Origin of the sequence: Roseobacter sp. AzwK-3b (genome assembly GCF_000170875.1) — a bacterium.
GTDB classification, from domain to species: Bacteria; Pseudomonadota; Alphaproteobacteria; order Rhodobacterales; family Rhodobacteraceae; genus Roseovarius; species Roseovarius litoreus.
The window spans coordinates 13184-34145 of the sequence record NZ_ABCR01000007.1 but is presented as its reverse complement, the minus strand read 5'-3'; the positions used below and the strand labels follow the sequence as shown (position 1 = coordinate 34145).

General features: G+C 55.5%; 14 protein-coding genes. 10 read left to right on the top strand and 4 right to left on the bottom strand.

Annotation, left to right across the window (positions count from 1 at the left end):
- Window positions 1-65: 65 nt before the first annotated feature.
- The 4 genes from RAZWK3B_RS12970 to RAZWK3B_RS12955 are packed head-to-tail and all read right to left on the bottom strand — an operon-like array spanning window position 66 to window position 4114.
- Window positions 66-476, bottom strand: a complete 411-nt coding sequence (locus tag RAZWK3B_RS12970; RefSeq protein ID WP_007815836.1) for a hypothetical protein — start codon at window positions 474-476, stop codon at window positions 66-68.
- Window positions 476-1726, bottom strand: coding sequence for a restriction endonuclease subunit S (locus RAZWK3B_RS12965; protein ID WP_083799154.1), 1251 nt, complete (start codon window positions 1724-1726; stop codon window positions 476-478). The genes RAZWK3B_RS12970 and RAZWK3B_RS12965 overlap by 1 nt, the downstream gene beginning before the upstream one ends.
- Window positions 1726-3252: a type I restriction-modification system subunit M gene (locus tag RAZWK3B_RS12960; protein WP_007815832.1), complete on the bottom strand. Its 1527-nt coding sequence runs from the start codon at window positions 3250-3252 to the stop codon at window positions 1726-1728. Before RAZWK3B_RS12960 ends, RAZWK3B_RS12965 begins: the two co-directional genes overlap by 1 nt.
- A complete protein-coding gene (locus RAZWK3B_RS12955; RefSeq protein WP_037295830.1) occupies window positions 3245-4114 on the bottom strand; it encodes a BrxR family helix-turn-helix transcriptional regulator in 870 nt (289 codons plus the stop codon). The genes RAZWK3B_RS12960 and RAZWK3B_RS12955 overlap by 8 nt, the downstream gene beginning before the upstream one ends.
- A gap of 126 nt (window positions 4115-4240) precedes the next feature.
- Between RAZWK3B_RS12955 and RAZWK3B_RS12950 the strand changes: the two genes are divergently transcribed.
- The 10 genes from RAZWK3B_RS12950 (at window position 4241) to RAZWK3B_RS12905 (ending at window position 20752) form a co-directional block, all read left to right on the top strand.
- Window positions 4241-4624 (top strand): PEGA domain-containing protein, encoded by a 384-nt coding sequence (locus RAZWK3B_RS12950; protein ID WP_037295829.1) that lies wholly within the window; start codon window positions 4241-4243, stop codon window positions 4622-4624.
- A gap of 20 nt (window positions 4625-4644) precedes the next feature.
- The gene (locus RAZWK3B_RS20660) at window positions 4645-5172 is read left to right on the top strand and encodes a thermonuclease family protein (RefSeq protein ID WP_353611293.1); all 528 of its coding nucleotides are present in this window, start codon (window positions 4645-4647) and stop codon (window positions 5170-5172) included.
- A gap of 130 nt (window positions 5173-5302) precedes the next feature.
- Complete coding sequence (locus RAZWK3B_RS12940) at window positions 5303-5941, top strand: hypothetical protein (protein WP_007815825.1); 639 nt, start codon at window positions 5303-5305, stop codon at window positions 5939-5941.
- A 104-nt stretch (window positions 5942-6045) separates the two neighbouring features.
- Window positions 6046-6801 (top strand): hypothetical protein, encoded by a 756-nt coding sequence (locus RAZWK3B_RS20270; protein ID WP_198133288.1) that lies wholly within the window; start codon window positions 6046-6048, stop codon window positions 6799-6801.
- A 1-nt stretch (window position 6802) separates the two neighbouring features.
- Window positions 6803-8017, top strand: a complete 1215-nt coding sequence (locus RAZWK3B_RS12930; RefSeq protein ID WP_007815821.1) for a hypothetical protein — start codon at window positions 6803-6805, stop codon at window positions 8015-8017.
- Window positions 8014-8487 carry a hypothetical protein gene (locus tag RAZWK3B_RS12925; RefSeq protein ID WP_157132252.1) on the top strand — a complete coding sequence of 158 codons (474 nt, stop codon included), beginning with the start codon at window positions 8014-8016 and terminating at the stop codon, window positions 8485-8487. The genes RAZWK3B_RS12930 and RAZWK3B_RS12925 overlap by 4 nt, the downstream gene beginning before the upstream one ends.
- A 117-nt stretch (window positions 8488-8604) precedes the next feature.
- Window positions 8605-9294, top strand: a complete 690-nt coding sequence (locus RAZWK3B_RS12920; RefSeq protein WP_007815817.1) for a MerR family transcriptional regulator — start codon at window positions 8605-8607, stop codon at window positions 9292-9294.
- Window positions 9287-10621, top strand: a complete 1335-nt coding sequence (locus RAZWK3B_RS20265; RefSeq protein WP_007815816.1) for a vWA domain-containing protein — start codon at window positions 9287-9289, stop codon at window positions 10619-10621. The genes RAZWK3B_RS12920 and RAZWK3B_RS20265 overlap by 8 nt, the downstream gene beginning before the upstream one ends.
- 139 nt (window positions 10622-10760) lie before the next feature.
- Window positions 10761-18140, top strand: a complete 7380-nt coding sequence (locus RAZWK3B_RS12910) for a sacsin N-terminal ATP-binding-like domain-containing protein (RefSeq protein WP_007815814.1) — start codon at window positions 10761-10763, stop codon at window positions 18138-18140.
- On the top strand, window positions 18137-20752 hold the full coding sequence (locus tag RAZWK3B_RS12905; RefSeq protein WP_007815809.1) for a DEAD/DEAH box helicase: 2616 nt from the start codon (window positions 18137-18139) through the stop codon (window positions 20750-20752). Before RAZWK3B_RS12910 ends, RAZWK3B_RS12905 begins: the two co-directional genes overlap by 4 nt.
- Window positions 20753-20962: the final 210 nt, after the last annotated feature.

The following is a 20962-nucleotide window of genomic DNA, read 5'->3' as shown; positions in this document are numbered from 1 at the left end:
CGTCTGGACAAGGTGGGACAGGGCATTCTGAGGATGATCAACCAGAGACACAGCAAAGCTCCTCATTATAAATTTTCATGCCAAACGTAATCAGGATCAAATCGTTCTAGATTTCTCATTGTGGCCATTGCGTGAATACTTTCGATAACGTTGTCCCGAATTAAAACGTCATCTCGTACGTTCCCATCCAGTTCGGCGTCTGAGCAAGCGATCGTCAATAATTGCGCTTCCGAATATGGTAAACTCTGAACAGCGTTAATTGTAAGCTCTTCAACGATATCGCTCATTAAGAGAAATTGGTCTGTGGGCCCATTCTGAAGCTCCCAGGAAAAGAGATTCCAAAATGAGCCCATATCCCAGCCATAAGGGTGAACGCCCATCTCAGGCAGTCTTTGAAGGCGATATATGACGGACCTGGCAATCTTCCCCAAACTTTCTTTTGCGTAGAGTTCGATCGCTTGTTGAGTGGATCCCATCAAGCGACCTCCTCTATCTGTTCCCGGGCCTCACCCACGCGGAGTTCGCCAGACATCAGCTTGGGGAGAAGGGTGTCGCGGAGCGCAGCGAGGGTTTGGTTTTCACGGCCAAATGCGTGTATGCGCGCAATCATTGGGGCGGTCTGTTGCCCGAAAGAGGTCAGGACCATCACCGGGGGAACAGCGCATTTCAGCTGTGAAATACTTTTAGCATCTGCTCGCTGCCGACCCGAGGATCCGTTCATTGTTGCGATCGCTTCATCACGGAAATCAGGATCTCGAGCGACGCAGTAGGGCAACGCAGATGGAACACCGGGTTTGCTGCGCATTACGATAAACTCGGTCGATCCCCAGCCGACCTCGGCACCGAGGAGATCATCGACCATCGCAGTCTTGCCGTTCTCGAGGCAAGGCGTGATGCGGGCCAGCAAAGTATCCCCCTCGCGAAACTTAGTGCCGCTTGTGAAGGTTCGTTGATAAGCGGGATCAGCAATCATTCCGGACGTTGGAAGGGCCTTCATGTCGAGGTAAGGAACATCGGCGCCTTTGGTGATCCTTTCGCGAGGGTTAAACTCAATCAGGTCGCCCAAGGTGCCTGCAGTCCAACCCTCCGGCAGCCCGCCCTCCCCGAACCGGTCCGGGAAGAGGGCGGCGGTGGCCTCGTCCATGAAGGCGGGGGCCAGGCCCTCGGCCTTAGCCTTCACCGGGTCGAAATCGACGAACCAGGACCGGTAGAGCGCCCGGGCCATCTCCTCCAGCGTCGCGGCCGTCTGGCGGTTAAGCTCGATCTTGTTGTCGAGCGCGCCGAGGATGGAGGCTATTTCTTCTTGCTCGAAAGGCGAATGATCGGGGACTTCAAGATTGTGCAGTTGATCTTTCGAAACGTTCGGAAATGTCGATCCCGTTGCAGCGTTGAGGAGACCTGAAAGCTGTGCCTCGATTATCCCTCGGATCCAGGGTTGGAACTTCTCGCCCGACTGGTGACGAATAGCGGCCAAGCCCCTTCCAATCGCATAGTCCTGATCGGCCCAGTTCATGCGGCCCGTGGTTGAGCCACGAACGCAGAACAGAAGGTCCCCCTGGGTAGCTTGTCGTTTAGGATCATCAGTCCATTGTGTCGGAATAGGATGATGTGACCCAAACTCCGTAGGACCGTTTAATAATGGGAGGCCGCGTTTAGTTACGTAGCACCGATCACCGCTAGGAGACTGGCCCATCACTATATCAGCAACGTCTTTTAGATAGGCCATTACACCAGCGCCCCAAGCTTCGCCTCGATCTCCGCCTGCAGCCGCCTCCCCTCGGCGAACTGCTCGCGCAGCTCCCCCATCAGCCGGTCGAACTTCTCGACGAAGGGTTCCCCGTCTTCCTCGGCCGCCCAGGCGCCGACATAGCGCCCGGGGGTCAGGACGAAGTTGTGCTGCTCGATCTCATCGATCCGGGCCGCCTTGCAGAAGCCGGGCTCGTCCGCATAGGCGTCATCCCCCAGCTCGCCGCGCCAGGCGTGATAGGCGCCCGCGATCTTGCCGATCTCGTCCTCGGACAGCTTCTTCTGTTTTCGGCTGCCCGGGATCAGCGCGCCCATCTTGCGGGCGTCGATGAACAGAACTTCCTGCCGACGGTCGCGCAGGGTGCGGCCCGCCGCCTGACCGTTCGACTTGTCCTTGGCGAGGATCCACAGGCAGGCAGGGATCTGGGTTCCGAAGAATAGCTGACCCGGCAGCGCCACGATCGCGTCGACCGCGTCCTGCTGGACCATTGCCTTCCGGATCTCCCCTTCGCCTGATTGCATGGAGGACATGGATCCGTTCGCCATGACCACCCCGGCGATCCCGTTCGCCGAGAGGTGGTGATGGACATGCGCCATCCAAGCGAAGTTCGCGTTTCCGACCGGGGGCGTGCCGAACTTCCAGCGGTGATCCTCGCGCAGCTGGTCGCTGTCCCAGTCCGAGATGTTGAAAGGAGGGTTCGCTAGGATGAAATCGAACCGCTCATCCGGGAACGCGTTCCGCTTCAGCGTGCCCTCCTGGTTCCAGCGGATGTCGCCGAGGATTCCCCGGATCGCGAGGTTCATGCGCGCGAGGCGGAAGGTCGTGTGGTTGCGCTCTTGCCCATAGACAGCGATATCGCCGATCCGGCCTTGGTGGGCTTCGATGAATTTCTCGGACTGGACGAAGAAGCCGCCAGTGCCGCAGCAAGGGTCGTAGACCCGGCCTGAAGTGGGTTCGAGCATCTCGACCAGCACGGAGACGACGGACTTCGGGGTGTAGAACTCGCCCCCGCGCTTGCCCTCGGACGAGGCGAACTCGCCGATGAAATATTCGTAGATCCGGCCGATCAGGTCGAAATCCGCGCTGGTGCCGTGCAGCTCCAGGTTTGTGAACATCTCAATCAGGCCCGTCACGATGGACCGGTCCAAGTTGGCGCGCCCATAGACCTTGGGCAGTGCGTCCTGAAGGGTGGGGTTTGCCCGCTCGATCTCGCGCATCGCGTCATCGACCTGAACGCCGATGTCATGCGCCTTGGCGTTCGCGGCGAGCCGGTCCCAGCGGGCGCCTTCAGGAACCCAGAAAACGCTCTCGGCCTGATACTCCTCCGGGTCCTCGAGGTCGATCAGGTCGTCCTCGGCGAACTCGGCCCTTTTCGCCTCGAAGGCGGCGGAGACGTAACGCAGGAACAGCAGGCCAAGGGCGACGTGCTTGTACTCGCCCGGGTCCATCGCACCGCGCATCTTGTCTGCGGCAGAGAACAGGATTTTTTCGATCGGATCAGCCATTTCGTTGCCCCCAGTTTGGAATCTCATTTAACAAAACAATCTGCTGATCTTGCGGCCGACGCGCCGCCGGGTCGGTGTCGAGGCCAAGACGCTTCAGTGCATAGAACAACAGCGCGCGGCGGACCTCGATCTGGGCCCTGCCCTCTTCCATGCCGTAGTCCATCTCAATGGCACGGCGCTGATTGTCAGACAGGTCCGGGTGCGGGCCGATCTCGAGTACGACTTCCGTGTGCCAAGCTTCATCAGCGCTGGTCTCAGCGGTCACAGGCCCCTGCTCGCCAACCTCGACAATCCGCGACAGAAGAAAGTCCTTGAACACCTGGTCGTTCTGGCAAAACGCGCGAGCATGCCAGCGAAACCCGTCAAAGGCCAGCGCATGCGGCTCAATCCAGCGTGCGCTGGGCTCGGGTCGCGACATGGACTGGTAGGTCACCCGCAAGGCAGCCGGCTCGCGGATCGCGGCCAGGAGATCGCGCAGCACCTCTGGGCCAACACCCCGGGCAGGAAATGGTGTGCTTGCATAGCTTGGAAAAACGCTGATCCAGCTGTGATCTTCATCCACCAGACCCTGCTCAACAGCCTGCAGTTGCGCAAAATACTCTGTCGCATCCGGCTCAAGATATCGCGGCTTGAAGTTTTTGCCCCGCCAATACGTCCGGACCTGGCGATCATAGTACAGGTTGGACTTACGGCCCTCGATATAAACATTGAGATCTTTTGACGCTTGCTGCTGCGAAATTCCAAAGGCTTGCATCAGATCTCCACGGTTTATTCGCCCCTGCCAGTATAGGCGGAATTCAATGAATTCGTAGCGGCGTTCAACGCTCCAGTTAAGGCTCTTTTTTCTCGGTCTGCGACTCACCGCGTCACCCCATTTATATGCCCTGCAGCGGAGAGAGTCTATTTTGTTGATTGACTCATAAAAGCGCCCCATCCACGCTGCGGATGATCAATAATGATTCTTAACACAAGATTTAGGGCCCTGACCATGAAAACACGCAACACTATCCTCGCGACAGCATCTCTGCTGCTTGTTGCCAACTGCGCGACGATTACCCGGGGCTCGAAAGACGTTCTTGAAATACGGACCGATCCTGTAGGCGCGGAGGTGCAGACCAGCAACGGATTCAGCTGCGGCAGCACACCATGTGCGATCAAGATGCCGCGTCGTTCTGAATTCGTGGTCGACATCACAAAGCCGGGCTGCAAGCCCATGCGGGTGAACGTGACGCACAAGACGGCTGGCGGTGGCGCCGCAGGGGTAGCCGGAAACGTATTGGTCGGGGGTGTCATCGGTCTGGCCGTTGATGCCGGTACTGGCGCCTCTCAAGACCTTGTGCCGAACCCCGTTGATGTGAAGCTGGAGTGCTAATGCAAATGCACAGATGAGCTATGGCGCGCTTCCATGATGGAATTGTTTCGTTTCGCAATATGGTTCGTGATCGCGTTTTTACTGGTTTGCGGGGCGCTGGCGCTCTTTGGCGTCTGAAAAGCAACGCCTTGGCGGGAGCCAGTTTGAGCCTTTTGCTTTGCAGCGTAGCCACGGCCAATGCTCAAGCCCGCCAAATTGAAGGTCGTGTGACCAAAGTTCGGGACGTTGACACAATCGTAGTTGCTGGCACAGCTGTGCGCCTCAACGGCGTCGATGGCCCTGAAACCTCCAACCGTTACGGTCGCGATGCCCGGGCCTTCATGCGGCGATTGGTCGAGGGAAAGACCGTCACATGCAATCTGAACGGTGCGCGCACTTACGATCGCTGGGTCGGCGTCTGCTACCTTGACGGTCAGGACATCGGAGCAATCGCAATCTATCAAGGGCATGCGTTGGACTGCCCGAGATATTCTGGCGGTGCTTACAGCAGGTTTGAGACACAACCTGCGCGCAGCAGGCTGCCGAGGGCTGGCTATTGCAGTCGGTGAGCCAACCCAATGCGATCGCGGTCTTGAAGTTAATTCTTCTAAGAATCGCTATACGCTTACGCAAAATATGCCCAACATTTACGCCGCAATCCTCGCCCACCAATCGCGCACTTAGACCAAGGATGAGATCATGACCACTATTGGCCAAGTTGAGCGCACCTGTGCGTTATGTGGCAAGACAAGCGAACAAATGACGTTAGGCAGCACCAACGCGATGGGTGCGCCGGACCTCGACCTTCGTCCTCCCGAAATGCAACGTTCCACTATGTACCTCTGGATCGAACACTGCGTGCATTGCGGCTACACGAACAATCGCATTGACCTGGCCGTGGCCGGTGCTGAGGCTGTTTTACCCGCACAAAAGAAACCTGAGCAGGCTCTTTCTTTGATCGATCAATTCTTGACGGCCAGCGGCGTGGCGGAGCTGACAGGTGATATCACGCAGGCCGCAAACTATGCTTTGTGCGCAGCCTGGGCGGCCGATGATAAGGAAGAAACTGATACAGCTGTGCACTGCCGGAGGCGTGCGCTCGTTTGCTTCAATACCGCCATTGATGCTCCTGACGCAGACCCGGATGAACGTCTTCATATGCGCGTTCGAATGGTGGACTTGCTGCGACGCTGCCGGGACTGGGGGACGGCGTCGCAGCTTGCTGAAGAAATAATCACCGAGTGCGCTGACGGTGTAATTGGCGACGTTGTTCGATTTCAGCTTAAGCTTTGCAAGCAAGGCGATGCAAATTGCTACACGGTGGCAGATGTAGAATAGGGCGCAGCCATCTAAACCGGCGAAAATAGATATCGGCACAAATGGCAGCAAAAGCCTATGTCGAGCGAGAAAAGAGGCCAAGAAGGAACAGTAAGAAAATGAAGATGAAAATCATAACCGCGGCAAGTGTGATCATGATGCTTGAGACTGGATTGGCTTTTGCCAGCGATCGTTTCTCAATGGACGGAAACGTGCTCATCTACGACACGACTTTCCCTCCAGAAACTGTGGCAGAAGGTATCTTGCCGGATGACCAATCGCAAAAAAGCGATGACGCAGTGGCTGCGGCCACGTCGGACAAAGAAGACGAAGATAGCGACAGCGTCGAGTATTCTGACGTGACAATATTTCATGAAATTCTCGCCGAGCGCTCCAACATTGAGGCCGTTAAGTTAACCTCGGACGGGGGATCACCGGGCGCAGGCTATCAAATTGGGCGGATCATCAACGACTACGGCCTGGACACAGTTGCGGACCGTGAATGTATAAGCGCATGCACCTTTGTATTTCTCGGTGGCAACAACCGGTCCATGACCAAAGGATCGCGCCTTGGCTTCCACCATCTTGATTGGGGCATTGCCGAAATTACCGAATTTTACGAAAGAATGCGGGACGAAATGGGATGGAACAACCCGTTTGAATTTACCGAATGGGCTTATCGGGAAGGGCAGCGAGACGCCAATATCTTGCTCTCGTACTTTATTGCAGCGGATGTAAGCCCCGATTTTGCCTTGGACATCTTGGAACGTGGTGACGAGCGGATTTGGTATCCTGATCGCAATACACTTGAGACTGCTAATGTCCTCCGGTCGGAGACAAGCGGCGCAAAAGTTGCCCAACAGGATCTTGATCGGAAATAGAATGCTGGCTTGTTTTAAACACCCGATTGCGTGGCGCGCTAGTCTCTTCGCCGGCCTGTTTTCGTACGTTGCTTTCCCGTCAGCCGCGCAGGAAGCTCAAATCTTTGACTACAGGCTTGGGGACCACATCATCGACTACCCTCTGAGCGAGTTGGATGTTGTCAGTTCGGATTTAGACGGCTTTGATGGGCAAGCTTTCATCAAGTTGAATGCGCCAAACGCGACCCACCTCGTGTTGACGTTTCGGCAACCACGCAACACGTTGCAATACCTAGAGCACGATTGGATTGACCGGGACGACACTGCACCAACCGCGCTCCGGCTGCCTGGAGTGTCGGAGTTTACCTTTGGTCAGTCACGCGTGTCAGATGTTCAATCGGCGCTTGGACAACAGGGATTTCACTATGCTTGCCGGCAACTTCAGCCGATTTCAGGCGGATTGCTCACATTTATTTCGTTCGAAATCCCGTCGCGACGTAACGCTGTTTACACATTCGTTGCCGAATATTCCCGAGATCTAGCTGAGCAAGGTCTGGTCGATCTGGAAAACATCGACCTCACCCAAGCGGTGCTGGTAGCAGCGATCGTTTCGCGTCCCGACTATCCTGATGATTTCTGGTGCGACCAACGCATTGAATACACGGCAACGCCCGCTATCCCCGAGCAAAGGGTTCCAGAGAACGAGAGTTTTGAAGATTTCTTGCCGCAGAACTCGGGCATTGCTGAAACTGACCCGTGGGAGTTGATGACCGAGCCGTTCTTGATGGTCGCTAAGAATAGTGCGCTCACGTGGGGTGATCGGCTTTACATCATACCGGACCCAGCAGATTGTTCACGGGCCGAGTTCATGGTCTGGGCTCACACCTATGATGACACCGGTTTACTAGCCCTTGAGGGGCAGGATGTGGACGCCGCTTTCAACCTGCTAATGGTCGAACAAAAGCGTGTTCCTCTTGAAGCACCGGTGCCGCTTACAAACGCGCTCTATGCTCCCATTGATGGTAGGGATTGGCCACCTTTTGCGGTCGGTTCATTTGTGTTTGGTTCCTTTGATTTCGAACGCATCATTGCCGCCGAGGGGGACCCATCAGTCTTCGGTTTTTCTCTTGAGTTCGCAGAGGAAAATGCTGGCATGCGGGACAATTTCTGGTCGCTTGAAGGTCTGTTTGAGGCGGGAAACGCAGCCATACAGCTTTGTCAGGAAACACACGAATGAAAGGGCGCCTTTTAAACTCCGCCCTACTGGCTATGGCTTTGCTTTGCGAGACCGCGGAAGCGCAAAGCCAACCTCGGCAGCTTTCTATCTTGATCAGCGTCAGCGGAGCGTGTTCATCGCTCGTAATGACAGGTGCAGCGCTACCTTGCGAGGATACAGTGCTTCACAGCGAATATGATGACGGTCGCATAGGGTTCTATTTCGTCGCAAGCGGGTCCGAAGGTTCCGTCATTACCTTTTCTGGGAATGTTCGGCATCAAACGGCACCCTCGGACGATACAAGGGTCCAGCCCATCGATGTCGTCATCTTGTCAGATGGACATCAGCGCGTGACCGGCAACTGCTTGTTCGAAAATCCTTTCGCAGGGCCGGCGCGCGTCGAATGCACGGCAAAATCGTCGTCCGGCTCCACCTATGAAGCTCGATTTCTATCGGACGGTGCCGAACCAGAAATCATCTACCAAAAATGAGGCCCGAGTGGGCGATATCGTCAATTCTCAGTAGTGCGGTCAAAAAACCTTGGGAGCAGCCTTGTGCCTTATCCAGGAATCAATTACATTACTTGATGTCAATGACAGGAAGATGTGTTGGAAAAGATTTCCATAGACGACGATCGAGCATGGCAAGGCGATGCTGAAGCTCTGGCAAGCAAGGTTGCTTTCTGGGCGCGACACATGGGGCTTTCGGACACCTCTCGGATCACCGTCCGGCTGATCAGGGATTATGCGCAGCGTGGCATAATCGAAAAACCTCGCCGTGTCGTGAAGTCAGCGATTTACGACTGGGAGCATCTCATCCGGTTGCTAGTTGCCCGCAAGCTTTTGTCCGAGGGGTGGCCGCTGCAGAAGATCGCGGAGCTTTTTCTGATTTCTTCAATTTACGAGATTCGTGCAATGCTGCCGGCCCCGTCGTCGCAATCCACTGCCGCGGCAGAGGACCCAGCGCTGTCTGACCTGCGCAAGATGCGAGAGCGATCCGTACCGGAGGCATGGCCCACGATGCAGCCGCAGAAGAAACAGCCACTTAATCGCATGCGCCAAGCAAGCACAGCACGTTTCTCACTGCACAGTGCCCAGGAAGAGCTGGGCTTTGAGCCGAAGGACATCAAGAGCCAACACATGACACGCATTGAAATTACGCCTGGCGTCGAACTGATGATCGACCAAGGCCGTTTGCGCCGCATGGGGCAGAGCGAAGCGGGAGCCATAGCACGGGCTGTGGAAATCTGTCTGTCCGATCCAAAACTCAGAAGCAACGAGGACGAAGCCGATGATTGAACTCAAAATCACCCCTCAGGTTCCAGCACGTCTGGAAGGGCATGCGAACACGTTGAACGCGCTCATCCGTATCGTTGCCCCGTCTGCCCCTGTAACCGAGACAGAACCTCGGCCACCCTTGAATCTTGCACTCGTACTGGATCGGTCCAGCTCCATGCGCGGGCAACCGCTACATGAGGCAAAGCGGGCAGCGGATCAGATTGTCGCGGGTTTGCGGCCTTCAGACCGACTTGCCATCGTTGCCTTCGACAACGCGACGGAAGTGATGTTTTCAGGCGGTCCCCGCGGAGATGGACAGGCCGCCCGAGCCGCACTCTCCCGCATTCATGCGCGCGGCATGACAGCGCTTCATGACGGCTGGTTGCTTGGCGTCGAACAATCCATTGCAATGCGGGAAGCCGGAACACCGGCCCGGGTTTTCCTTCTTTCTGATGGTGTCGCCAACGTAGGGCTGACGGATGCAAGTGCAATCGCGGCCGACTGCACAAGAATGGCAGAACACGGGATCACGACGTCAACTTGCGGCCTGGGCATGGGCTTTAATGAAGACCTGATGGCTGAGATGGCGCGCGCAGGTCGGGGCAACGCATATTATGGGGAGACTGCAGAGGACCTGCAGGATCCCTTCGAGCAAGAGTTTGACCTGCTGCGCAACATCTGCGCGCGTGGTCTCAGATTAAGGTTGTCGGCTGGTGCAGGCGTTGAGATGCGCGTATTGAATCAATACCCAGAACGGGATGGAGAAGTCCTCTTGCCAGATCTCGCATTTGACGGCGAGGCTTGGGCGATGGTGGAGCTGCAGTTCGACGAAAGCGATGAGCAACCCGGAGATCGTTTGCTCCTGAGCGCAGAGGTCACCGGCCAAACCCCTGATGGTGACGCGATCAGTGATGGCCCAGCATCGCTGCGGCTGCCTCGCCTTCCAGCGTCCGCGTTTGATATGATCACACAGGAGGAGATCGTGCAGGCTCGTGCGAGAGAACTCCGGGCGGCTGATCTTCAGGAGCGAGCGCGTTTGGCAGCACGGCGCCATGACTGGGATCAGGTTCAAACGCTAATCGACGAAGCTCAACGCGAGTCCGGCGAGAACGCTTGGGTCGCAGAGTCACTTGGTACCCTTCGAGAACTGGCGGCGCGTCGCGAACTGGAAGGTTTCTCCAAAGAGGCGATGTATTCGTCACGAGCCATGCGAACGCGGCTTGGTATTGCAGCATTCGAAGACGAGCGAATATGGAACGCCGAAACTGAAAGCGCGAAGCCAAGCTACCTTCGTCGCAAACTTGCGCAGGGCAAGCGGATGCAAACTCGCGACAAGAGGCAAGATTAAAAAAGATGACCCTGCGAGCCCACGAGATGAAAACATTATCCGATTTTAATTTTGGACAGGCCTTTTCGTCTCATTTTGTTAAGCTAACCCAGGTATAGTGATCATGTAATCTCATCATGCAGCAAGGCACTGATTTCTGATGCAATTCGACCCAAAGGACATCGTAGAGCATCTGCGCCACAACCTTGAGCGCTATCCCTACAGGGACGGTTTTCCTGTTTTTCGGGAGCTCCTTCAGAACGCCGATGATGCAGAAGCTGATACAGTCGTATTCCAACTGCTGTCCGGCTGGGGTGAAAAAGCCGAGAACCCGCTCCTCAAAGGTCCAGGTCTTCTACTTACCAACAATGGATACTTCAACGACCGATCCGCCGTGGGCATGCAGACATTTGGTGCAAGCGTGAAGGCGCTCGACGAAACCGCAGTAGGGAGGTTCGGCCTTGGGCAGAAGTCAGTCTTCCATATTTGCGATGCCTTTGTTGTTGCTCCCTTTGGCTACGAGGCAGAAATCACGCCCTTTGTCGTCAACCCTTTTAAGGCCCTCGGGCGAGAAGGCGATGATTGCATTGGCTGGGACAGAATCGATCAAGCCGATGCATGCCTTATTGATTCAGCGGGCCAACCCTTAATATCTTCTTCTAGCAGACTGAACTTCTGGTTCCCCCTGCGGCGTGACAAACTACGCCCAAAGCCGACCAGCAAGGGCATAGTGTCCACAGATATCGCGCCAGAGAGCCTTACGACCCTTGCAGACCGGCAACGTCTCGCTGAAATGCTCGCATCTCTGCGCCATGTGCGCCGGGCGGTTGTGGCGATCAACGGAGAGCGCGTTGAACTTGACCGCGATGCAGCCCCCGGCATGGTTGGCTATAGACTTGATCCAGGTGATCGTAGTTTCGGTGGGGTGCTCGGTCCGGGTATATTTGCCCTCGGCCGCGAGAGGCGTTTATCTGACGACTTCCAAAACGACCTTCGACAGTCGGACAACTGGCCACGCAGCCGCAACGCAAACACCGATGAGGAGGAGCCGCAGACGGCCACACCACACGGCGCTGCAATCCTGCTTATAGAGCCCGACAGCCCTGGGCGGCTCTCTGCCGACTGGTCGGTTCTCCTGCCGGTGACTGAGGCGTTTCGCACCATCCACTACGAAGGGAAGGGGTACCTAAAGCTGCTTCTTCACGGATGTTTTTTCGTCGACAGCGGACGCAAGGGCGTTATCGGAGTTGATAGTGCCGACCCAGAAAACCCCGATCAGAAGACTTCGAACGAGGCTGCGCTCCGTGCCGATTGGAACCGTAGCCTCCGCGACGGGCTTGTTCTACCGCTGATTCCATCTGTCTTCCACGACGCTCTGGTACAAAAGGCGCTCTCGAGCGAGGCGCTGGCAGCCGCAGTGAGAGCGCTGGCGACGAGCAACTTCGGCCGTACTCACCGCGAAGCCATCGCGGCCGACCATATCCTGGCCCGCTGCGTCGACGTCACTCAAGACGGCACCTCGGCGCACTGGCGCCTCGTTCCGTCCGGGATGCCCCTGCGGCCCCTGCCGGCAACCGACGAGCGTGGGTGCGTCGCGCTTGCAGAGTTAATGCCAAATGTCGCCAAGTGGTCTGCGGCGCGCAACCTAACGCTAGTCTGTGGCAAGGATGCACTGTTCTCGCCTGAAGTGCCAAGCTGGGACCCCAACGAGTTGAAGGAATTTCTGACAGGGCTCGAGCCCGAGTGCTTTGCAAGCGAAAGACACACGCGCTTCCTGACCAATTTCCTACTTGTCGCATGCTCTAAAGATGAACTGCGCGTAGCCGCGGCGGAGCTGGTCATCGACCGACTGAGGAAGGCAATCGCCTCGTCGCGAGCGCTTGCACCGCATGCGCGGATCGCTGAGGTTCTCACTGCCGTGGACTGCGCGGACATCGTACCGTTGCCACCCGCCGCCTCCGAGCGCTACGTGTTGCGCAGACTTGCGCAGGCGCAGAATGCGCCGCTTTGTCTCCACGCAGATTGGCTACCCGAGAGCGCAGGGCTAGCAGAGATCAGTTCTCGTAGAGCTGCGCCGTTGCTTGCTGCCCTGGAGCCACTATTGAGCGAGGATCGCAATGCCGACGCGGCGGGTACAGCGGCACTTGCGCTTGTAAAGCTGATGCGCAGGCATCTGCGTGAAGCGCTCAATGACCCCGATGTAGCAACGCTTTCAATACTGAGAGTCGGAGACGGCAGCGGTATTCCGAAGCTGATCAGTTTGCGCGACCTTAGCCAGTCTGCCGTTGAACGACGGCTCTTCAAGAGTAGTCCTAATGTCCAGAAGGCGCTTAGGGTCATGTCAGACGCGGTTCTGAACTCGGGAGCGTTGATCGTAGGCGGTGACGCCGCGCGTCTACTCGAAGAGATCGGGTCGCCGTTTTCATTTTCAGAAGGCACCAAAGAAAATTTTGCAGCACTGGTTTTGCGCACCGACGAGTACGGTGATGCAGAAGCACGCGCAAAGGCGATGGAAGTGATCGTCACGCAGTCTCACGACGCGCGGCGTGGTCTTCGGGTTCTTGCAGTTGGCGATCGACGAGCTGGAAACGAAAGCGCACGTATCTTCGCATTGCCGTACGCTGCAGGACGACTTGATGCACTTGCATTGAAACTGATCGAAGGATCAGAAACCGATTTCCTTATTCCCAGTGCAATCTTGGACGTTCTCAATCCCCCTCAACAGCGTTTTCTCGGCATCGAAACCATGGATGGGCCGAGCCTAGGAAAGCTGCTCAGTGCCAACATAGATGCCCTATCCCGAATGGATCTGGATGACGATATCGTCAACGCGCTCCTTGAATCAGACGTACCAGATGAAGACCTGTGCAGGCTGCCGATATTCCCTACCGAAGACGGATTGAATCTGCCGGCGAACAAGACATGGCGGTCATCAAGCAAATGGCGCGTTCCAGATTCGCTGGCGAGCGTTGTCCATATTTTGAAGCCAACCCGTACTCGTGAAGCGTCCGAGCGCTTGGAGCGCTTGGTGAGAAGTTGGTCACCAGAAGCGCAGATCGAGGCGGCGCTGGCACAATCGCGCCCGCATGAATTCGTCACGGAAATACTCAATGCACTTGAGCGCCTGACCGAGGCGGCTCCGTATCGCCTACAGGGGACGAAGTGGATTCCAGATAACCAAGGACGGGCCTGGACGCCAACTGACGTTCTTGATCTCCCAGATGAGATTTTGGACGCGGCGCGAGCCGTTCTTGGAAGTGGTGATTACGCTGCGTTCGTGCAGCTGTCAGACGTTCGCCGCGAGGTACGTGATCATCCAGGCTTTGAAAAACTGCGCCGCGAACACGTATTGCCTGACCAATCCAACTCTGTGGATGCCTTGCTCTTTATGATTGATGGCGCAGCACCGCGTGCTCGCCTCGGCGAACTCCAAGAACAAGAAGCGAAGGCGGTTGGACAGCTTGCCGAACTCGGGGCCGATCTGGCGCTGCCGGGTTGGCCTCTTCTTTCCGCCCTGATCCGGCACACTGGAAAAGACTCATCCGAACTCTCGAGTCATTTTGGCTTGGTCACCGAAAAGCACTTTTCCGAAGCGATTAGTCACGTCAACGCGCTCGCAAAACTAGCGGAAGAAGGGAAAAAGGCTGCGCGAACCCTCTATGACTCAGCATTTCGGACGATATGTAATTGGCGATCGGAAAAACTCCATGAAGCCATGGGCGGTATCCGTGTTCCTGTTCAATCAGGGGGGTGGCAAATTGGCAGTCAAGTAGCTGCACGAGTACAAGGCATTGCACCAGCACACCGACTGGATGAACGCTTGGACGAATACTGGCCGAAACCACGTATCGAGCTGGACGACCAAAGCCGACAAGGAGAAGAATCTGCGCCTGAGCGTCGGTCTTTGGGCGAACTGTCCAGGGAAGAAAAGCACTGTGCCAACTCGCTTGTCCCGCTGCTCAAACACGCACAGGCAGGAGTGCCGCCCCAGCTCTTGGCACTTCTTGTTGGTGTCGTAAGACGATCAGATCCGTTCAAGAATATAGTTTGCAAGGAACTTGGATTATCAGAGACGGTAATCGATCAGGTTTGGGGCCGCGTTGAGAAGGCACTTGAATCGGCATCAACGCTTAAGACGGTGCTAGTCAATGTCAACTACGTCGAGAGCCATGAGCGCGTCCGGCTGACGTCCCTTTCCAATAAGTTCGTAGAACTCCCCGTTGGCGGGCTTGAACCGCTTCTTGTTATCGGAAACCGGCATCGCAATACGACCGTTGTTCATCAAGGTGGCATCTACAACCACAAAACAATTGATATTGCCGAGCTTGAACAGCAGGTCGATGCAAAGCACGTGCTTCGGCTTCTCCACACGGTTCTGTCAGAGTGCATGGCGTATCGAAGCGAAGTAGTCGAAAAACTCACCCAACTCGCCAACGACTATAAGGAAATTGAGCAAACGACCGTCAGGGATGCTCAAGCGCGCTTGGAAGACCGCCTTCCGCAAATTCTGGCTGAACTGAAGCCCAAGCGCGGCACGGCTCTTCGAGAAGCTCTTGATGAATACGAGAAGAAGGAACAGCAGCTCAAGCCCGGTAGAGAGCGAGAACAAAAGCTTCCAGATTTCAAACGTGAGCTCTGGACCAAGATACAGTCCCCGGAAGAAAGTATTCAGCTGCTTTGTGCGGTACGCAAGCAGATCGAAGACTACGGGTATTCCCCAGATCGTGTTCTATTCGAGCTGTTCCAGAATGCCGATGACGCATCCGAACAGCACGAGCCTCCTGGTCGAGCACGCTTCAGACTCGAGGTTTCGGAGACCGAAGTTCGGGCGCTTCATTGGGGTCGTCTAATCAATCACCCCGGCCCCGATCCTGATAAGGGAGAGCGCGAGGGTTGGCTGCGTGACTTGTTCAACATGCTCCTTATGAATCTCTCGGAGAAACGGGAGGGCGTCACCGGACGCTTTGGACTGGGCTTCAAGAGCGTCCACTTGATTGCAAAAGAGGTTAGTATCGCGAGCGGTTTTGTCGCCTGTAAGGTTCAAGGCGGTATACTGCCCGAGGCATGGCAAGATGGACGTCGGCTCTCCTTAGACAAGGAAGACGACGGCCGCCGTGCGACTGCGATACAACTTTCCATCGATGAAGATCGTCAGGAATCCGCGTTCGCCGCTGTTGAAGCGTTTAGCGAAACGGCACGATGGCTGCCGGCGATGGCACGCTGCATTCGCAGTATCGAACTTGAAGGTGAGATATCTCGCGAATGGCACGCCGAGTATCGTCCACTCTCTGAGGACGTCGACATAGTCGAGCTATCAGGATCAGAACCAGGGCGGTCGCTTGCTTTGGAGTTAGGGGAGGACACGATGCTATTCTTGCCTCTTTCAAGCGACGGCCCGACGCCTGCGAAGGAAGAACTTCCCCGTCTTTGGCTGCTTGCACCTTTGGCAGAGACGCTCAAATCGGGTTGGCTGATGAACGGCCGTCAGTTCCAAGTTGATCCCGGCCGCGGATCGTTAAAGCGTGGTGATGGGGAACCCCAAGGCACTCTAGAGCGTCTGGGCATGGCGCTCGGCGAAAAGCTGATCGCACTGGCCGATTTGATCGAAAATGACTGGGCAAAATTCGCTGCTCAAACGGGCCTCTCTGATCATTCTCCGGAGACTGGGCCAGCCACATTCTGGACGCGGCTTGGTGAGCTATTTGCCCTTGATCTTGATGATCCGCTTGCGTCTCGCCTTCATGGTCCAGACCGAGGATATGGTCGTCTTATTGCAGAACGCCCGGTTTTCCCAACGCGCCTTCCTCGTCCATTCACAGCGCTACTGCGTGCGTCGGAAGCACGACATGCCATGCACGGTCTTTTGTCTGAGCCCTCATTACTGGCCGATCTACGGGACTGGGGCACACTGGACGAGCTCTCAGCGAGTTGCATTGGCCAGCGCGCAGCGGATCAGCTGCAGAAATTGGGTTTCTCTCGTCCTCCAACGATCACATTGCCGGTGATCGTGCGCGAGGAAATTGGAAGCGAAAAACGCATAGATCCGGTCCTTGCCGATCGACTCGGACGCGTACTCACGAAGGACCGCCTCGAAGCACTCGACGGTCGTGAGGAACGACATCTGCTAGAAGTGCTATCGAAGTCGCGCTTCAAAATGGCCGACGATACATGGCGGGAAGCCCGGTATTCGCCACGCAACGCTTCCGACGCGGATGAAGAAGAAACTCGCGTCCTTGGCTTTGCACCTGACGGAGCAGTCGCTAAAAATGAATATCGAGGTGACGCACTGTCTTTGTACCGCCTCGCTATGCGCCAAAGCGGGTTTCAGAGGACTTCGGAGACATTTGCCCATTGGGCGACGGCGATGTCGGATGAGGCGCAGACGAAAGCACTGCTAGATTACGTTCTTGATGGCCGACAAGGTACAGAGGTCGGCAAGAGACTCGCGAAAGTTCGTCCTAGTTGGCTTCCATTGAAAGTTGATGAATTGCGAACAAGCCATCTGGTTTCTGATATCGCCGAGGATGAACTGCCAAGGCTGCTCGGCCTTTTGTATCCGGACGAACAGCGCAAGCGTTGGGCATGGGATTTCGTTGCGGAACCATTCGGGTCTGAAACTGATGAAACGCAAGTCCATATTGATCCGTCAGAATTCCTGGAGGCCGTTCACTCTTGGTGGAAAAAGGAGCACAAAGAGGAAAGACAGCGTGCAAACAGTAGCGCCTATCCTGAGTTCTTTTCACCCGAGACGCTGAGAGATACCTCAGCAGAAGATAACCGCGAAGAGTGGTTCACCTTCTTTGCCCTCGGCATCTTCCGTACGATCGGCAGAACGTTCGATTCCCAACATCGAAGCTTTATTGCCGCAGCGCATCGCGATGGTTGGTGGAAAGAAATGGCTTCGGCCCAACTCCCAAGCGATCCCCAACCTTGGGTGCGACAGCTAGAAGATATGGCCCATGCCAATGCATGGAAGATCGATTTTCCACAATGGCGGCGCTCGCTCTCTGATTTGTACGTATTGGCACGATGGCTACCAGACTACGTCGATGCGTTCAAAACATTGCCAGGCGTCATCCGTCAGGGTGGTCATGTTGCTCTTTCAGAAGCCTGGCGACTTAGCAGTTCTCCGATCTGGCAAAGGCGGGGTCTTGAAGGCGCGCCACTAAGCCAGAGCCTGGGCCTTGGGGCCAACTGGATGATTCGAGAAGCAGTGCGTCATTGCATCTGGACTGACGAAAATGCCATCGCAATGCATCCCTACGGCTGGGCAAGCACCGCAAGAGTAAGACGACTCTTTAACCAATATCTTGATGAGTCCATTGGGGAGAATGGACAGATGGACTTATCGCCAAGAATCTACGCACTCATTCAAGAGCACCTTGGCGATGAGGCGGGTTTCTTTGGTGACCTCGACCTCCCGCTACAGATCTTAGCTGATGAACGGCGCAGCGATAAATTGCAGAAAATTCTGTCGGACTTGGGCAATGCGAATGCCTTTTCGGAAGATTATCTCGATGACGAGGAGGCATATGGATGACAACTTTTGAAGTCGATCAATTTGTGCGGCACACCACGCACGGTGAAGGCCGAGTGGTCAGCGACCTGGGTGATACGGTTGTTGTTCGCTTCGGTGCAGTCATCCAGCAGGTCGAAGCGAACGAGCTCCATTACCTTCGATCCCTTGAGAATGCGCTTCAAGAGAGCCAACTTGATGATCCACTTGCGACGTTGGCACGTGCCCAAGCGCTTGCTGTTCAGTCCATCAACGATCAATGGGGCGTGTTTTCGCGATCACGTGTTCAGCTCCTTCCGCACCAATTGTGGGTCTGCCGTCAGGTTACGAGAACTTGGCCGACACGATGGTTGGTTGCGGACGACGTCGGCCTTGGCAAGACTATAGAATCTGGGCTCATCCTCGAGCCCTTGCTGACATCAGGGCGTGTACGCCGCGTATTGGTACTGACGCCAGCAAGACTAGCTCCGCAGTGGCGCGCAAGGCTCAAAACAATGTTTGACATCCGCCTTCAGGAATATTCAGCGGATTTGGACCGTGGACGCGTCAGTTTCTGGGAGACGGCGCAACAGGTCGTCGCATCCTTTCATACGCTGCGTATGAAGAAGGCAAGGGATAGGCTTCTGACTGCGGAGCCATGGGACTTAGTCATTGTGGATGAGGCCCACCACTTCCAAGCCCAGGAACGCACCAATACGCTGACCTACTCCTTGCTCGAAGAGCTGGAGAATGCCGGAAAGATCGGCTCTTTGGTGCTGTTTACCGGAACACCGCATCGGGGCAAGGACTATGGGTTCTTGGCGTTGATGCAACTTGTACGCCCGGACCTTTTTGATCCAGAAAAGGATATTGCAGAGCAACTTCCCGATCTGCACAAAGCCATGATCAGAAATAACAAGGCGCAAGCGACTGACCTACAGGGCAAGAAGCTATTCAAGCCTGTTTCCACTGAATCAGTCGACTACGCCTACTCGACTGCTGAAGCTGAATTCTACGAAACGATGAGTGAATTCATTCTTGATGGCCGCGCCTATGCACTAAACCTGACAGGGCGCCAGCAGACCGCAAGAATGCTTCTTCTGATCGCCCTACAGAAGCTTGCGGCGTCGTCGATTGCAGCAATAAGCAGTGCGCTGAGGCGTCGTCGTACAACACTGTCCAAGCGCGTAACGGACGTTTCATTGAAGGATGAGGATGAGCCGGAAACGCTCGATGAGGTGGCTGAGGCCGAAGAAAGCCGACCTGATCAGATCGCACTAATGCTCATGCAGGATGAGATCGAACGCTTGGATGAAATCCTGGAGCTTGCTGACAAAGTCGAAAGCGAAACAAAGGTCACCAAACTCGTCGATCTGATAGAAACCCGCCTCGCGCCAGAAGAGCCAGTCCTCTTTTTCACGGAGTACAAAGCCACGCAGGCGCTAGTACACAAAACTCTTGAAGAGAAATTTGGGAAAGGCTGCGTAGGTTTTATCAACGGGGACGAGCGCCTTGTGGTTTCTGGCCCGAACGACCAAGAGACGATCTTACAATACCCTCGAGATAAGGCCGCTGAAGATTTCAACGGCGGCCGGACCCGTTTCCTCATTTCCACAGAAGCAGGTGGTGAAGGTATCGACCTTCAGGATCGCTGCGCGACTTTGGTACATGTCGACCTTCCCTGGAATCCAATGAGACTGCACCAAAGGGTCGGACGATTGAATCGTTATGGGCAGAAACGAGCAGTGCAAGTTTACCTAATGCGAAATCCGGAGACGGTAGAAGCCAGGATATGGGCGCTACTCGAGGAAAAACTCGGACGCATCCAAGCGGCGCTATCGGCTTCCATGGAGGAAGCTGAAGATATTTCACAATTAGTGATCGGAATGACGGGTGGCCATTTCTTTGATGAGCTATTTTCGGAAGGTTCAACGCACCAAACTGACCGTCTTTCCGAATGGTTTGACTCAAGGACAATGCAGTTTGGAGGAGAAGATGCTGTCGACGCAGTCCGAACGATTGTCGGAAATGTAGCACGATATGATTTCCAATCTGCAGGAGGGGATATTCCAAAACTCGATCTTCCTGCCCTAGAGCCCTTCTTCCGAAATGCAATGCACCTCAACAGTAGACGGGTAACAAAACGCGATGACGGGCTTTCGGTAGCAACACCGGAAAAGTGGCGCGGCTCAGTAGACCTTCGCGACAGGTATGACGACCTTGTGTTTGACAGGTCGCTTCCGGCCGATCAGGCAATGATTAAATTGCTAGGCGTAGGACACCCCTTAATCGATAGAGCAATTGCCACGTGCCGTGAACAAGAGGCATTCCTCGCGCGCGTGGAAGGTTTGGATAAACCAATGGTGATCGCTATGGCTGAGGATGAAATAACTGGGACTGGCGCAACGGTTCACAGGATCATCCTCGGCATTAAACTAACAGCGGACGGGAGCCTTGCTTCACTGAGAGACTGGGAGGCATTACAGATCCTAAACGGCGTCCGCCCGACGGACGAGCCTTCAGTAGGCCTTTCTACAAAAGAGGCGACGGCGTTGCAGGGCATCACAAGCAGTCTTGGCTCAGTGGTATCCGGCTTGGCACTGCCATTCAGGCGCACCAAGGTTACACCTTTGCTAGCATTGGTAGGTGCTACCTAGTGTTCGTTATAGGCCAACGGAAAGTGTTCGTGATCGCGATGCAAAACTTCGCACGTGGCGCAGGTCGTCAAAAACTCATTCAAAGGTGCAGCACGAACAAAGCTTCCAATCTGATGCGGATAACCTTTCCGATTTAGCGGAGAAAAGCTTTCGTGGGGGCGCGCGGACAATATCTCGGAAATGTTTGCCAGTGTGCCGGGCAGTCACATG

What these genes read in the sequence shown, in the direction of transcription:
- RAZWK3B_RS12970 (WP_007815836.1), bottom strand. Translation starts at nt 476, where the DNA reads ATGGGATCCACTCAACAAGCGATCGAACTCTACGCAAAAGAAAGTTTG.
- RAZWK3B_RS12965 (WP_083799154.1), bottom strand. Translation starts at nt 1,726, where the DNA reads ATGGCCTATCTAAAAGACGTTGCTGATATAGTGATGGGCCAGTCTCCT.
- RAZWK3B_RS12960 (WP_007815832.1), bottom strand. Translation starts at nt 3,252, where the DNA reads ATGGCTGATCCGATCGAAAAAATCCTGTTCTCTGCCGCAGACAAGATG.
- RAZWK3B_RS12950 (WP_037295829.1), top strand. Translation starts at nt 4,241, where the DNA reads ATGAAAACACGCAACACTATCCTCGCGACAGCATCTCTGCTGCTTGTT.
- RAZWK3B_RS20660 (WP_353611293.1), top strand. Translation starts at nt 4,645, where the DNA reads ATGGCGCGCTTCCATGATGGAATTGTTTCGTTTCGCAATATGGTTCGT.
- RAZWK3B_RS12940 (WP_007815825.1), top strand. Translation starts at nt 5,303, where the DNA reads ATGACCACTATTGGCCAAGTTGAGCGCACCTGTGCGTTATGTGGCAAG.
- RAZWK3B_RS20270 (WP_198133288.1), top strand. Translation starts at nt 6,046, where the DNA reads ATGAAAATCATAACCGCGGCAAGTGTGATCATGATGCTTGAGACTGGA.
- RAZWK3B_RS12930 (WP_007815821.1), top strand. Translation starts at nt 6,803, where the DNA reads ATGCTGGCTTGTTTTAAACACCCGATTGCGTGGCGCGCTAGTCTCTTC.
- RAZWK3B_RS12925 (WP_157132252.1), top strand. Translation starts at nt 8,014, where the DNA reads ATGAAAGGGCGCCTTTTAAACTCCGCCCTACTGGCTATGGCTTTGCTT.
- RAZWK3B_RS20265 (WP_007815816.1), top strand. Translation starts at nt 9,287, where the DNA reads ATGATTGAACTCAAAATCACCCCTCAGGTTCCAGCACGTCTGGAAGGG.
- RAZWK3B_RS12910 (WP_007815814.1), top strand. Translation starts at nt 10,761, where the DNA reads ATGCAATTCGACCCAAAGGACATCGTAGAGCATCTGCGCCACAACCTT.
- RAZWK3B_RS12905 (WP_007815809.1), top strand. Translation starts at nt 18,137, where the DNA reads ATGACAACTTTTGAAGTCGATCAATTTGTGCGGCACACCACGCACGGT.